General features: G+C 56.5%; 8 protein-coding genes. 6 read left to right on the top strand and 2 right to left on the bottom strand.

Annotated features, from left to right (window positions below; genetic code table 11):
- Nucleotides 1-711: 711 nt before the first annotated feature.
- Complete coding sequence (gene rlmM / locus RYC17_RS12975; RefSeq protein WP_058409178.1) at nt 712-1785, bottom strand: 23S rRNA (cytidine(2498)-2'-O)-methyltransferase RlmM; 1074 nt, start codon at nt 1783-1785, stop codon at nt 712-714.
- Between the two features lie 192 nt (nt 1786-1977).
- Between rlmM and acnA the strand changes: the two genes are divergently transcribed.
- The 4 genes from acnA (at nt 1978) to RYC17_RS12955 (ending at nt 8764) form a co-directional block, all read left to right on the top strand.
- Nucleotides 1978-4722 carry an aconitate hydratase AcnA gene (gene acnA / locus RYC17_RS12970; protein ID WP_316903288.1) on the top strand — a complete coding sequence of 915 codons (2745 nt, stop codon included), beginning with the start codon at nt 1978-1980 and terminating at the stop codon, nt 4720-4722.
- A 130-nt stretch (nt 4723-4852) separates the two neighbouring features.
- Nucleotides 4853-5644, top strand: coding sequence for a CPBP family intramembrane glutamic endopeptidase (locus RYC17_RS12965; RefSeq protein WP_058402128.1), 792 nt, complete (start codon nt 4853-4855; stop codon nt 5642-5644).
- A 96-nt stretch (nt 5645-5740) separates the two neighbouring features.
- Nucleotides 5741-7306, top strand: a complete 1566-nt coding sequence (locus RYC17_RS12960; protein WP_058402127.1) for a PAS domain-containing methyl-accepting chemotaxis protein — start codon at nt 5741-5743, stop codon at nt 7304-7306.
- Between the two features lie 933 nt (nt 7307-8239).
- Entirely contained in the window at nt 8240-8764 is a 525-nt protein-coding gene (locus RYC17_RS12955) for a hypothetical protein (RefSeq protein WP_058402125.1), read from the top strand.
- A 64-nt stretch (nt 8765-8828) separates the two neighbouring features.
- On the opposite strand, the gene RYC17_RS12950 is transcribed toward RYC17_RS12955, so the two are convergent.
- Nucleotides 8829-10694: an autotransporter outer membrane beta-barrel domain-containing protein gene (locus RYC17_RS12950; protein ID WP_058402124.1), complete on the bottom strand. Its 1866-nt coding sequence runs from the start codon at nt 10692-10694 to the stop codon at nt 8829-8831.
- Nucleotides 10695-11459: 765 nt separating this feature from the next.
- Between RYC17_RS12950 and RYC17_RS12945 the strand changes: the two genes are divergently transcribed.
- Nucleotides 11460-13340 (top strand): hypothetical protein, encoded by a 1881-nt coding sequence (locus RYC17_RS12945; protein WP_316903286.1) that lies wholly within the window; start codon nt 11460-11462, stop codon nt 13338-13340.
- 51 nt (nt 13341-13391) lie between these two features.
- On the top strand, nt 13392-14984 hold the full coding sequence (locus tag RYC17_RS12940; RefSeq protein WP_316903284.1) for an Ig-like domain-containing protein: 1593 nt from the start codon (nt 13392-13394) through the stop codon (nt 14982-14984).
- The last annotated feature ends 19 nt before the right edge of the window (nt 14985-15003 follow it).

The raw sequence follows: 15003 nt of genomic DNA, 5'->3' as shown, positions 1-15003 counted from the left end.
TGGGGCTCAGACTACGATGAGGATCGTTCCAACGCTCCGCGTAAGCATGCAGTTCGTGACGCTCTGCGTCACACGGCGGTTCTGTGGCGTCAGGTGGATTGGCGTTCGGCCCAGATTCTCGTTCCTCACTCCGCGAGGTAATGCCTTTCGTGACGCTCCGCGTCACACAGCGGTTCTGTGGCGTCAGGTGGATTGGCGTTCTGCCCAGATTCTCGTTCCCACGCTCCGCGTGGTAATGCCTTTCGTGACGCTCTGCGTCACACAGTTCTGCGATTCAGTGAGATTCAGGCTCGACTTGAGTCACCTTTTCGCCCCTCGGCGACCTACTTTGATGGGGCCAAAGTAGGCAAACCCCCTCGCTCCTGTTTCCGGCCCGACTGCGTCGGGTTCCTTCGCCCTGACACTGATCCGGGGGTCGCCGCAACGGGCCATCCATGGCCCGGTGCGGCTAGCCTGGCGTCCTGCCAGGCTACCCCCGGATCAGCGCCAGGACTCAGCCGTCACTAACGTCGCACTCTGCGTCGTCAGTGCCATCGCGGTTGAAAAGCACTGCGTTGGCAGCGACTGCGTGTAAGGCATGACATTGTTTCGTATCGATGATTTGTGACGCAGAGCGTCACGAACTGCGTACCAACGCGGAGCATTGGCACGATAATCCGATAGTCACTGAAATCCGATAGTCACTGAAGCATGCGGCGCGAGTGTGAGAAATCACTTTCTCGCCGCTTTGGCCACATCAAGCCTGCGCAGGTGGCAGGTGACTTCTTCGCGGTCGTGGTAGAGCTGTTTGCAGCCGATCGACACCCGTACACCACGCGTCTGAAAGCCTTCTTCGATACGGTCGAGCAAGCGGCGTACTTCGGCGTAGCGCTGTTTCATCGGCAGTTTGAGGTTGACCACTGCTTCGCGGCACAGGCCTTCGCCCAGCCAGGTTTCCAGCAGCGCGGCATTGCGCGCAGGCTTCTCGACGATGTCGCAGACCATCCAGTCCACCGGGTGCCGGGGTTTGTAGGTAAAACCGTCAGCCATCAAGTGCTGGACCAGCCCGGTGTCCATCAGGCTCTCCGCCATCGGCCCGTTATCGATGGCCGTCACCAGCATGCCGCGGCGCACCAGTTGATACGTCCAGCCACCCGGTGCGGCGCCAAGGTCCACGCCGGTCATGTCGCCGGAAAGGCGTTCGTCCCACTGGTCTCTGGGGATGAAATGATGCCATGCCTCTTCCAGCTTCAAGGTAGAACGGCTGGGTGCCTCGCGGGGAAATTTGAGGCGCGGGATGCCCATCGGCCACATGGCAGAGTTGTCCGCATCGGCCAGACCAAGAAACACTTCACGGCCACTCTTGAACGTCAGCAACAGACGCGGCTTGCGCGGATCGTCAACCAGCTTGCCTGCCTGCATCAGGGCTTTGCGCAGCGGTGCCTCGAACTTCTTGCAGAAATTCGACAGCTCCTTGCCATCGTTGGTATCCACGACCTCAAGCCACAGGCTGCCGCAGGCCGGGAACGCTGAAAGCTGCGCAAGAATCACGCTGATGCGATCGGTTTCCGGCAACTCGAGAAACATCCCCCGCGCCCATTGCCGGGGAAAGATCAGCGCGTCGAAGCGCTGGCCATTCATCAATCGTTCAGCGCCATCCGCCTCGGTGCAGATGAATTCGGCACAGGCTGTATCGGGGCGTGCCTTGGCATACCCGGCAACGTCCAGGCGCGCAGCGTGATCGGATATCTCCGAACAGACTTCGCCTTCAAAACCGGGTCTGCAATGCATAAACATTGTATTCATGGGTTACTCCTGGGCAATGGGCACTCGGGCGTAACCCCGCAGACTTGAAAGCCGCGCATGATAGCCCAATCCAGGAACCACTGGTGCTGCAGAACAGTCCACAGCAGTTGAAGCCTGATGCGGCGCTCCCGACCTGATGCACATGGAGCCCGTTAACCGATGTTCGGAGAACAATCCAGAAAGGAGACATTCATGCCCTCCCTCGATAGCCTGAAGAGCCTGAAAACGCTCGAAATCGACAACAAGACCTACCATTATTTCAGCCTGCCGGAAGCTGCCCGCTCCCTTGGCGACCTCGACAAGCTGCCCATGTCACTCAAAGTGCTGCTGGAAAACCTGCTGCGTTGGGAGGACAACAAGACCGTCACCGGTAACGACCTCAAGGCTATTGCCGACTGGCTGACCGAGCGCCGTTCGGACCGGGAAATTCAATACCGCCCTGCCCGCGTGCTGATGCAGGACTTCACCGGTGTGCCGGCAGTGGTCGATCTGGCCGCCATGCGCGCTGCCGTGGCCAAGGCTGGCGGTGACCCGCAGCGCATCAACCCGCTGTCCCCGGTGGACCTGGTCATCGACCACTCGGTGATGGTCGACAAGTTTGGTAACGCCGAAGCGTTCGGCGAGAACGTCGACATCGAGATGCAGCGCAACGGTGAGCGCTACGCGTTCCTGCGCTGGGGTCAGAGCGCTTTCGATAACTTCAGTGTAGTGCCGCCCGGCACCGGCATTTGCCATCAGGTGAACCTCGAATACCTGGGCCGCACGGTGTGGACCAAGGAAGAAGACGGCCGCACTTACGCGTTCCCCGACACCCTGGTCGGTACCGACTCGCACACCACGATGATCAATGGCCTGGGCGTACTGGGCTGGGGCGTGGGTGGGATCGAAGCCGAGGCGGCGATGCTTGGCCAGCCAGTGTCGATGCTGATCCCTGAAGTCATCGGTTTCAGGCTGACCGGCAAATTGAAGGAAGGCATCACCGCCACCGATCTGGTGCTGACCGTCACCCAGATGCTGCGCAAGAAAGGTGTGGTCGGCAAGTTTGTCGAGTTCTACGGCGACGGCCTGGCTGATCTGCCACTGGCAGACCGGGCGACCATTGCCAACATGGCACCGGAGTACGGCGCGACCTGTGGTTTCTTCCCGGTCGATGAGGTGACGCTGGACTACCTGCGTCTGTCCGGTCGTCCTGACGAGACCGTCAAGCTGGTCGAGGCGTATTGCAAGGCTCAGGGCCTGTGGCGTCTGGCAGGTCAGGAACCGGTGTTCAGCGACAGTCTGGAACTGGACATGAGTACCGTGGAAGCCAGCCTTGCAGGCCCCAAACGTCCTCAAGACCGTGTCGCGCTGCCGAATGTATCCAAGGCATTCAGCGACTTTCTCGGTTTGCAGGTCAAGCCCGCCAAGGTCGACGAAGGTCGCCTGGAGAGCGAAGGCGGTGGCGGTGTCGCGGTTGGCAACGAGACCCAGGTCAGCGGCGAAACCCAATATGAATACAACGGCCAGACCTATCATCTGAAAGACGGCGCTGTGGTGATCGCGGCGATCACGTCCTGCACCAACACCTCCAACCCCAGCGTCATGATGGCAGCCGGGCTGGTGGCGAAAAAAGCTGTCGAGAAAGGCCTGAAGCGCAAGCCCTGGGTGAAAAGCTCGCTGGCACCCGGTTCGAAAGTCGTGACCGACTATTACAACGCGGCAGGTCTGACCCAATACCTCGACGCCCTGGGCTTCGATCTGGTGGGTTACGGCTGCACCACCTGTATCGGTAACTCCGGCCCACTGCTGGAGCCTATCGAAAAAGCCATTCAGCAATCCGACCTGACAGTGGCCTCGGTGCTCTCGGGCAACCGCAACTTCGAGGGTCGCGTCCATCCGCTGGTCAAGACCAACTGGCTGGCATCGCCGCCTCTGGTGGTCGCCTACGCACTGGCAGGCTCGGTGCGCATCGACATCAGCAGCGAGCCGCTGGGCGAAGGGTCGGACGGCAAACCGGTTTACCTGCGCGATATCTGGCCAAGCCAGCAGGAAATCGCCGATGCGGTGGCCAGCGTCAACACCGGTATGTTCCACAAGGAATACGCCGAAGTGTTTGCCGGTGACGAACAATGGCAAGCCATCGAAGTGCCACAGGCCGCCACTTATGTCTGGCAGGACGACTCCACGTACATTCAGCACCCGCCGTTCTTCGAAGACATCGGTGGTCCATTACCGGTTATCGAAGACGTGGAAAACGCACGCATCCTCGCCTTGCTGGGCGACTCGGTGACCACCGACCACATCTCCCCTGCCGGGAATATCAAGGTCGACAGCCCCGCCGGACGCTACCTTCAGGAAAAAGGCGTCAAATATCAGGACTTCAACTCCTACGGCTCACGCCGCGGTAACCACGAAGTGATGATGCGCGGCACTTTCGCCAATATCCGCATTCGCAACGAAATGCTCGGCGGTGAGGAAGGCGGTAACACGTTGCATGTGCCCTCCGGCGAGAAGCTGGCGATATACGATGCAGCCATGCGCTACCAGGCAGAAAATACGCCGCTGGTGATCATCGCGGGGCTGGAATACGGCACTGGCTCCAGTCGCGACTGGGCGGCCAAGGGTACTAATCTGTTAGGCGTCAAGGCTGTCATCGCCGAAAGCTTCGAACGGATTCACCGCTCGAATCTGGTCGGTATGGGCGTGCTGCCTTTGCAGTTCAAGAACGGCCAGACCCGCAAGACACTGGGCCTGACCGGCAAGGAAACGCTGAAAATCACCGGGCTGACCAACGCAGACGTGCAACCAGGCATGAGCCTGACTCTGCATATCAACCGCGAAGACGGCAGCAAGGAAACCGTCGACGTGCTGTGCCGCATCGACACGCTTAACGAGGTGGAATACTTCAAGGCGGGGGGCATTCTGCATTACGTGTTGCGACAGCTGATCGCTTCCTGACACGCATGCCTGACACGCAGCCTGCCCCCCGCTCAGGGGTCAGGCTCGTGCATGAAGATTTGTATAAGCTCAAACCGGCATCGCTGGACGTCGGATAGAATCCTGCGCTTCTTGAAGCAGGATGTATCTCATGAGTACGAGGCACTGGCTGGTTCTCTTTCTTCTGAGTGCTGGCTACGCGCTGGCACTGTCCTATGGCAGCCTTGCCCCTTCTGCGGCCGCAAGTTTCGGCCTGTTGCTCGTCGCCTGGTTATGCGTGGCATTGCCCTCCCATCAATACATCCGCCTTTTTGGTCATGCGCTGTTTATTGTGACGGGCCTCGCATTGGCCTTTCATCTGGCACCCGGCTTCAATAGTGCGCAAGTCATCGAGGCCACCCGATTCACGGCCGATGCCCAGGTTTTTTCCATGTCGCTTTATCTGGACAAGCCTCTGATCGGCTTCTGGCTGATACTGGCCTGCCCGTGGATCGTGCCCAGGGTCGACATGACCCATTCGCTGCAAACCGGCGTTCTGGCGTTGATCGTGACGTCAGCGTTCTGCATGACCGCAGCCGTCGTTCTCAACGTTGTCGGCTGGTCACCCAAATGGCCTGACCAAGGCCTGATATGGCTGCTCAACAACCTGCTGCTGGTGACCCTGACCGAAGAACTGTTTTTCCGCGCATATCTGCAAGGCGGTCTGCAGCGCCTGTTCAAGGGCTCTAGGTTTGCGACCGCACTGTCGATCACCCTCGCTGCAAGCCTGTTCGGGCTCGCTCACGCGGGCGCCGGCTGGGAGTGGATAGTATTGGCGGGCGTGGCAGGTGTGGGGTACGGCATCGCGTTTCGTTTTGGTGGCCTGCAAGCGGCGATAATCAGTCACTTCGGTCTGAATCTGGTGCACTTCGGGCTTTTCACCTACCCCATGCTTGGCCGGTAATGCTGACTGCCCGGTCATTTGTGACGCACCGCTCAATTTATCGACACGCCGGCCGATAACACACCATAGTCTTCCGGATCGAAGGATCGAAACCCAATGCGCAACAACCAGCCCATCACTCAACATGAGCGGACTTTTCCTGCCGAGCAGCGACTGATCTCCACCACCGACACCCGCGGTACGATCACATATTGCAACGATGCCTTCGTCGATATCAGTGGTTACAGCGAGGCGGAACTGCTCGGTGCAGCGCACAACACCGTGCGTCACCCGGACGTGCCGCCTGCGGTTTTCGAGCACATGTGGACCACGCTCAAGACCGGGCAGCCGTGGATGGGCATCGTCAAGAATCGCTGCAAGAATGGCGATCATTACTGGGTCAACGCCTACGTGACGCCGATGCTGGAAAACCGCAAAGTGGTGGGTTTCGAGTCGGTACGCATCAAACCGACCGCCGAACAGATCCGTCGTGCCGAGGCGCTTTATGCTCGAATCAACAAGGGCAAGAGCGCGATACCAGGCCGCGACAAGTGGCTGCCGGTACTTCAGGACTGGCTGCCGTTCATTCTGGTCAGTCAACTGAGCTTCCTGATCGGCGTATGGCTCAACTCGCATTGGGGCTTTGCCCTGGCGGCGGCGCTTTCAGTGCCACTGGGCCTGCTGGGGCTGTCCTGGCAGCAGCGCGGCACCAAACGCTTGTTGCGCCTGGCCGAGCAGACGACCTCTGACCCGCTCATCGCACAGATGTATACCGACAGCCGTGGTCCACAAGCGCGCCTGGAAATGTCGATCCTCAGCCAGGAAGCACGTCTGAAGACTTGTCTGACGCGTTTGCAGGACACCGCCGAACATTTGACCAGTCAGGCTCGTCAGTCCAACTCGCTGGCCAATGCCAGTTCGACCGGGCTGGAGCGCCAGCGTGTGGAAACCGAGCAGGTTGCCGCTGCCATCAATCAGATGGCCGCCACCACCCAGGAAGTCGCCAGCCACGTAAACCGTGCCGCCGATGCCACTCAGCAGGCCAATCAACTGACGCGTCGCGGCCGCGATATCGCCGGTGAAACCCGCGAAGCCATTCAGCGCCTGTCCACCTCGGTGGGCGAAACCGGCCTGACCGTTACCCGACTGGCCAAGGACAGCGATGAAATCGGCGGCGTGGTCGATGTGATCAAAGGCATCGCCGACCAGACTAACCTGCTGGCTCTCAACGCGGCGATCGAAGCGGCGCGCGCTGGCGAGATGGGCCGCGGCTTTGCGGTCGTGGCGGATGAAGTACGCCAGCTGGCGCAACGCACCGCCGAGTCCACCGGGCAGATCCATGGCCTGATCGCCAAACTGCAGCAGACCGCCAACGACGCGGTACAAACCATGGACACAGGTCGCCGTCAGGCAGAAGAAGGCGTGGCCCGGGTGCTGGAAGCGGACCAGGCACTGGTAGGCATCAGCGAAGCTGTCGCCAACATCACCGACATGACCACCCAGATAGCCACCGCCACTGAAGAGCAAAGCGCCGTCGCCGAGGAGATCAACCGCAATATCGCCACCATCGCCAGCCTGGCTGACCAGACATCGGACGAAGCCCATCGCTCGGCAGTGTTGAGTGGTGAACTGACCGATACGGCAAACTCGCAGTATTCGTTGGTGGAGCGGTTTAATCGCTGAGACTTGAGACTGTTTTCAACGCCTCGACAAACTTCGGTTGGTCGGGGCTTTTTTATGGGGTGCCAGTGTTATGCGCGGTTAGCTTTAAATATAAATCTGACAGAATCCGGGAAGCGATCTGAAGACTGCGTAGGATATTTCTTTAACACCTTCGACGACAGCAACGTAGCACTTTTCACCGTTGACAGCGCACTCATACTCCGATGAGTTGAAATTCAAGTGGTGCGGTAGTTATTTATTACCCCTGTAACTATCGTTTATCACTTGAGTAAAAACTTCAGCTCTGCGCCATGTGGCGCCTGCCTTTTTAATTGGAGAGACAACCTGCAGAATTTCAGCGAGTACTATCAATTTTCCACACCCGTGCTCCAGCAGCAAGCCCTATAGATAGCTTTCAGTCAGAGGTTCCTGCCAGCGACCATGTCACGATCAACTATAAGGTCATCGACTGCGCGGACAATGTGTCACTGCTCTCGCACTCCGTGACGCTGTCAATGCAGCTTTAAGCACAGCAACCTACATTTCTTGCCTACAACCTTGACGGTTTCGCACGCTGATGCGTGCGAGACCCTAATGATAAAGTTGAGTGAATATTCCTATGCATGAGTGGGAATCTAGACAAAACGCAGTTTTTTACCTTTTGTAAGACTTATCTGTAGTTAACGTCCTACAGGTATTTCACGCAGAAAAAGTTCCAGAAAAATACCCGCACCCAGCTTTACCCTTTATTTACAGCATCCCTGACACTAATGATCAATAATTTAGTACGCACATGCTACAAAATGTAACTGCACAACCATACACAACCCATGCATGGCTTTGAAATGGGCAGACACTTGACCTGAACACTTATGTGCCTTGTAATATTTCCGCTGCCGACAACTGCCGGCATATACATAACAACTCAACTTAATGTCAATAAAAGAGTTTACGATGGATAAAGAACAATCCACGGATGTAGCGGCGCGCACCCAAAAAGAAAAAAACAACCCCAAAAGCGCGAGTGCTGTTCAAGAAGCCCCACCTCACGAGAGTCTCTACCGACAGGCGAGCCCCCTCCACCTTCCATCCGATATTTCCAGTACGCTGAAAGCACCTGTGTTGCCTAACATCGATCCTGATTCCATCAGTCACGAGCAGGCACATGCGGGCATTACCATTCATATCCCCGGGTCAGTCAAAATGTGCTGGGGTGACGAAATCCATTTCTATTGGGGGAAAAACCTGTCATCGACAACGCTTTTCCATCGGGTAGGCGAAAACAGCGTGGTACGGGTGCTGTGTATTTCCTACAACTTCACGCCCTATGTTCAGTACGGTCTGGTTGACCTGTATTACGAGCTTTATCGTGATCATCGCCTGATCGGCACATCGCCAGTGTTGCGGGTGAACGTCAACTACGCAGTGCCTGTCACGTCCCGACAGAGGCAACGCAAACGCAGGTTTACCGATCAATAACTGAAAAGCCCCCGGTGATCACTCACCGGGGGCTTTGGTGTTGCTCAGGCACTGGCCTTAAGAATCAGAATGCCAGGCGTAGCCCCACATTCGCCCCCCAGGGTTGCTCGATATGCCGACCTTTCATGTAATCGAAGTCTGCATGCAGTTTCATACGCTCGGACAGCGACACCGATACCCCGGCGCCCAGTTCGCCGCGCGAACCGAACAGGCTGTTATCGAACGTCACGTCGTTGACTTTCACCTCGTTATGGCGCGAAAACTCCTGCGCAATGGCGACACGCACATAAGGCTGCAGCACTCCGCCATCCTTGAGCGCAACACTGCGGCCCAGCGAGGTGCCGACCTTGCCCAGTACCGACTGGGTGTGGTCGTTCTTCGCCTTCATGCCATTATCCAGACGCAGCTCCTGTCCCTGAACGACGACACTGGACAACTGAGCGAAGGGCTCAAGGAAGTAATCGTCCGCCAGCTTGATGTGGCGGCCGAACTCTACCCAGCCCCCTACCCCGTTGTTGGTGTAGTCACCCTTGGCCTTACTTGCATCGCTCATGGCAACATCTGCCTTGTTGCGAAAGCGGTTGAGTTTGAGCACCCCGTCAACGTAGTAGCCATCGTCCGACAGCCAGGTGGCATAGGCACCTGCATAGTAGCTGTCGACTTTGCCCGTGGTGCCACGGCTCAAATCGATACCGGACGTGCTGTACCCTCCCAGCACACCCACCACCAACTGGCCGCTGCTGACCTCGACAGGCGCATCGGCACCCAGCGACAGGCCACTTTGCTTCTGCCGATAGTCGACACCATCACTGGTCGTGGCATTAAGCCTGTTGCCATAGCCACGCATCCAGCCGCCCGCCCTGCCGCTCGCGCGAACCTCGCCCATGCGCGAACGCAGGGTAGACAGCTCACTCATCCAGATGGCAGGTGCCGCGCTATAAAGCGCAAGCGCGCTCTGGGTCGAGGGGCTTATGACCTTGTCTTTACCGACGATGAACCAGTCATTGCCCTGTTGCTCCAGCAGATACGAATAGGCGCCGAGGTCGACACGCCCGCCCAGCAGGCTGAATTGCGCGTCACCACCTTCGGTATGCACCACCTTGAGCGGTGCCATGTCAGCAGAGACAACCTCCACCCCCGTGTTGCGCACCCGCAACCCGAACTGCCCACTGGCCTGGCCGTTGACGTCTATAAGATCTCCGACACCGTTGTCCAGATCCACGCGCAAGCCAAACGTGCCGCCCCCTGACAACTCATTCAGCGAAAGTGTATGGAACCCTTCACCAGCAAACGAAACCCTCCCCCCGTGCAGGGAAAGCGACCTGACGGCATTGTCGCCCTGCATCTGCCAGTGACTGCCCGAGGTAATCGCCAGACGGTTGCCATTGACGATGTCGCCGTTCAATTGCGCGTCGTTTTGCAGCGTGATGTTCAGGGTGCTGGTGTCATCGGCGACAAGGTCGCCGTAGAGGGTGCTGTTGTCGACGTTGAAGTTGACAGTGCTGTGATCTTCCACCTCCAGCAGGTTGCCATTTCCGGCCCATAGCTCGGAATGGTTTTGCACAGCAATGTCGGCCTCGATGTCGAGCGCAGCGCGCTGGTTTACTTTGATGGCGGCCCCGGCCAAACCCTGGACTATCGATCGGTCAATCACAGCAACGGACTTGTTTCCGACCAGTATTCCGGCTTGGGATCCATCTACCAGATGGATTCCATTCATGTCGCCTGTCACATGACTGTTGTCGGCGATCAGCACATTGGCGCCAGAAACAAAAATCCCCTGGCCACTTTTGCTTTGCGACGCAAACCCGCGCACATCGGTATTGAAAATACTCAGCGCCCCCCACAACCCGACTGAAATACCGTAGCCCGATCCCGATACATCGCTTGAATGAGCCGATACCGTGGAGCCAGGGTTGATAGAGCCCATCACTCCATGAAGAACGATGCCGCTACCTGTCGCGTTTTTCACGGTAGCGTTGGAGAGATTACCCAGCGCATCGGAAAGGCTGATACCGCTCTCAACCACGCCGGACTGAATATTGACCGTAGAGTCTCTCACGACCACCTGGTCTGCTCGCCCACCGACAATATTAAGAATACTTTGATCACCAATATGATAAGAATCGAAGGGAGTATCAGGACCTACGGTAATGATTTCAGCCCGTCTAACGGTTTCATCTGGCAACTCTTCATCCGGCCACAATCCGGTGACTGCTTCAGTGTCTAAAGACAGACCATTATTATCGCTCGATGCCGCTGCCGACGCCTGCACATTAGCTAGAGCACCAAAGGCAATCACGGCAAGTTGAAACGCGCCACCCCGCGACTTAACGACATTACTTTTTCTACTAGACACCGTCCATCTCCTCGTTTTTTTGAGAGTGGAAAGATAGCTCACTTAATTCATAAACTCTGGCCCTGTTCAATACCCAAAACGTAGGAGCATTCCCAAAATAATATAAGAACTTTCTTACAGCGAGCATCCAAATGGACGCCAAGCAAAAAATTCGCAAACCAATTAAATAATTCCCACGCAACCACTTGACCAACCCACTAAAACCCTATTACGTCCAATTGTGACTGAGAACATCATTAGCTCTTTCGCCAAGTACCAGCCAAAAAACCTCATTCAGAAACACGTTCGAAAAAGTAGGAAATCCCCTACAAAATTTTAATGACAAGGCATCTACACATGAAAAATTGCTCAAACAACTATCTCCCAACACCTGTTTCAGTTTCCGGAAACAGGCATCGAAACTTGAATCTTGTATTGACTGCACCCGATATTGCAGTCGCATTTCATGATCAGGATACGCCAGGGCTCATACCGGTCGCTGACGCATCCCAAACGTTGACGGTCGATCTCGTTGTATGGCCAGCCGCACTTCCTGGTTACACCTATCAACTGCTGTTCAACAGTATCGCGACCGGTCCCCGAAAACTGATTCTGCCCTCACATGCACCAGGAGACCCCCTGCACCTGGAGATCCCGGCCGAACTGTTGCTGGAAGGTTTCCACGATGTCGCGTACGTCGTTGTCAATCCGATCAATCAGGTAGAACAGAAATCGGAAATTTTCCGGATTCAGATCGACCGGACAGCGCCAGGCGCTCCGGAGCTTGCTGCCATACAGTTCCCAGCCGAGATCCAGAACGGTCTTACTGCCGCCGAGCTCGATCAACTGGGTGGCCAACTTGATGTACAGATTGCCGGCTACACCGGTATGGCCAAGCATGACCGCATTCTGACCAGGTGGGGAGATATCGTAGGCCCCACTGCTGTCGTCAACGAAAGCGATATGGGGCTGGACAAGGTCTCGGTCACTTTTACACGAGCGTTTCTACAAACGTTGGGGGAGGAAGAAAAGCAGGTGTGTTACCAGGTCATCGACCGTGCGGGCAACCCTTCAATCCTCTCGAACACTGTAGCGGTGAAATTAAGGCTGAAAGACTTGCCTTCTGATTATCCGGCACCTGTCATTGATCAAGCGCTAGGCGATCTGATTGATTATCTGGAAGCTCAGGCCGGAGTATTGGTCGACATCCCCCATTATCCGGGCGCAGCGGCGCTTGATAGCATCCAGCTGTTCTGGGGCACCAATAATCCCTTGACCCCTGTCTTCGTTGCACCTGGCGACGAAAATGAAGCCGTCATACTCACGTTGAAGCTGCCATTCGAGGCCATTGCCCAAGGTCCGCAAGGCGACGCAGCGGTTCATTATGAAGTGTCTCGCAACGGCGAACTGACGGGCACATCGCTGGACACCCACATAGACGTTTTTACAACACTTCCCTTCCCCACCCCCTTGAGCAACTTGACGGTACAAGGAACGAGCGTACAAAACCCGAACACCCAGGACAACTTCATCGACGAAGACGATTACGAGTTGAACGGCAGAGGAGTAGTACTCTGGAATACGGGGTTCGAAATCAATGATGATCTGAACCTGTACTGGGGCAATCAGGTAAAAACGCAGTGGTATCAAATACGGTCTAGCGACGTTGCAGCGGCAAGAGACTTGATTATTCCGATTGATAACGAGCTGATGAAGTTGCAAGGCACCGGCGAAGCCATTCCCGTGTATTTCACAGTCACGCGTACAGGAAACCCAAACAGTATGACGAGTCCGACTCAGCCTGTAACAGTACGGTCTCGAGAAGAGCAACCCGGTGGCGAAAACGGATTGACCGGGCCCACGTTCAATCTCACGTCCAACGGAGTGCTGGGCCCCAATGAAAATCCGGACGGTGCCGATGTAAAAGTTTCACCTTATGTCAATATTGCCGAGGGCCAGAAGATCACCTTCACGTTCAAGGGTTTTGACGACTTCAATAATCCCATCGAAGCCGCTACTTATGTGACGACTCGTAAGCTGGATGAAGTGGATGTTGTGCAAGGACATGTATTCAAGGTCCCTCAGATCAACACACTGCTTATTTGCACAGGGTTTGCGGAGGCGAGTTATACCGTCGACCCTGTCGAAGGCAGCAATCAAAGTCCGGCAAACTCCACGGTCACTCGCGTCATCGTGCATATGCTTAAACCTACCGACTTTACCTGTCTGAGTCGCTAAACCGTTGCGGGCTCACAAGGCCCGCAACTTTTAAACTTATAAGGAACACCCATGTATAACCTTGCGACTGAAAAAAAAGAAAACGTGCTGACTGCGCCAGTCATCGCAGCCGCCTTGAACGATGGGCTATTACCCATCGACAGTTTGAACACGCCCCTCGAAGTGCTGTTGAACGTCTGGCAAGGCGCGCGCCCCGGCTATACCTATCAGCTGTACTTCGATGGAGTGCTTATTGGTCTCAAGAAAGAGATCCTGCTTTCGCAGATGCCAGGTGACGACCTCATGCTGCACATTCCATCCGAGCTGTTGACCGAAGGCCGTCACTCTGTGGCTTACGCGGTCGAAAACCCGATCAATATGGTCGTCGAGTTTTCTGCCGAGACAGTTGTAATCGTAGACCTAACCCCGCCTGGCGATCCGCTGCTGGCCCCCATCATTTTCCCCACGCAGGTACAGAACGGTCTGACCTCAGAAGAACTGCAAACCATGGGTAACGTGCTTTCAGGGACGATTGCCAGCTACAACGGCATGCAGGAGGGCGATGTTGTCCGCACCTACTGGAATGATTTGCCCGGTCCGATGGCGGTGGTGAGCAGTGATGACGTGGGTCTTAAACGAACAATGGTCGACTTCGCCAGGCCGTTTCTGGAGTTGATCGGCGACATTGAGGCGCCGGTTTACTACACGATTACAGATCTGGCAGGGAATCTGTCCATGGCCTCGGAGGCGGTGGACGTGAAGCTGCAACTCGCGCAAGCAACGCCCCTGCCCACCCCAACCATAAAAGAAGCCATCGGCACCATACTCGACCCGGCCAACGCTTCATCCGGTGCAACCGTGGTGATCGACGCCACCGCCAACCTGAAAGCCGGCGATCAGGTGATCGTGCAATGGCAAGGGCCGAACGGCAGTGACACCAAGGAAAAGACCCTGTCGAGCGCAGAAGCCGGCAAGACGCTGGAGATGCTGTTTGCGTTTGCTCTGGTAACGGCAAACGCCGGGCAGACGGTGGCGATTTCTTATGTCGTCAATCGCGTCAATGGTCTGGTACAGGTATCCGACACACTGGCGCTGCAGATTCTGATGGGGCAGCCCGAGCTGGTGCTGGACACCTCGCCGGTCACGCTGGCCGGCAAGGTTTATCTGCTTCCGGGCTCGCCGGACCTGCTGCCGAACTTCCCGGCCGACACCACCCTTCAGCGTCAGGCCAGCGGCGGACAGGCACCCTATCAGTACACATCGAGCAACCCGCTGGTCGCGAAAGTGGACAGCAACGGGCTGGCCTCGGTTCGAGGCAACGGCACGGCCACCATTACGGCGACCGATGCTTCGGGCGCGAGTAAAAGCTACCTGATCACCGTCGTCGGCGTCATCCATTGCATCGGCCTGGGCAGCGGGAGCTTTTCTCAGATCAGCAAAAACGCAGGCAACAACGGCGCAAGGATTCCGACCATTCACGAACTGGTGGAGATCTATAACCTGTACGGCAATCGCTGGCCGATGGGCAACGGTAATTATTGGTCGTCCACTGTTTCAAGCGCCGGCATCGGGGGCTGGAACTGGTACTACGTGAAGAACATGGTCTCTGGCGGAAACTTCAAATTGAAGAGCCACAACTCCAGTCTTGGCGTTGGCATCAGATGATCGAAAACTGATGAACCTG

This window comes from Pseudomonas syringae group sp. J248-6 (assembly GCF_032586995.1).
GTDB classification, from domain to species: domain Bacteria; phylum Pseudomonadota; class Gammaproteobacteria; order Pseudomonadales; family Pseudomonadaceae; genus Aquipseudomonas; species Aquipseudomonas amygdali.
This window is presented reverse-complemented; position numbering and strand designations above follow the sequence as displayed.

What these genes read in the sequence shown, in the direction of transcription:
- RYC17_RS12940 (WP_316903284.1), top strand. Translation starts at nt 13,392, where the DNA reads ATGTATAACCTTGCGACTGAAAAAAAAGAAAACGTGCTGACTGCGCCA.
- RYC17_RS12965 (WP_058402128.1), top strand. Translation starts at nt 4,853, where the DNA reads ATGAGTACGAGGCACTGGCTGGTTCTCTTTCTTCTGAGTGCTGGCTAC.
- RYC17_RS12960 (WP_058402127.1), top strand. Translation starts at nt 5,741, where the DNA reads ATGCGCAACAACCAGCCCATCACTCAACATGAGCGGACTTTTCCTGCC.
- rlmM (WP_058409178.1), bottom strand. Translation starts at nt 1,785, where the DNA reads ATGAATACAATGTTTATGCATTGCAGACCCGGTTTTGAAGGCGAAGTC.
- RYC17_RS12945 (WP_316903286.1), top strand. Translation starts at nt 11,460, where the DNA reads ATGAAAAATTGCTCAAACAACTATCTCCCAACACCTGTTTCAGTTTCC.
- RYC17_RS12950 (WP_058402124.1), bottom strand. Translation starts at nt 10,694, where the DNA reads ATGGGCTCTATCAACCCTGGCTCCACGGTATCGGCTCATTCAAGCGAT.
- acnA (WP_316903288.1), top strand. Translation starts at nt 1,978, where the DNA reads ATGCCCTCCCTCGATAGCCTGAAGAGCCTGAAAACGCTCGAAATCGAC.
- RYC17_RS12955 (WP_058402125.1), top strand. Translation starts at nt 8,240, where the DNA reads ATGGATAAAGAACAATCCACGGATGTAGCGGCGCGCACCCAAAAAGAA.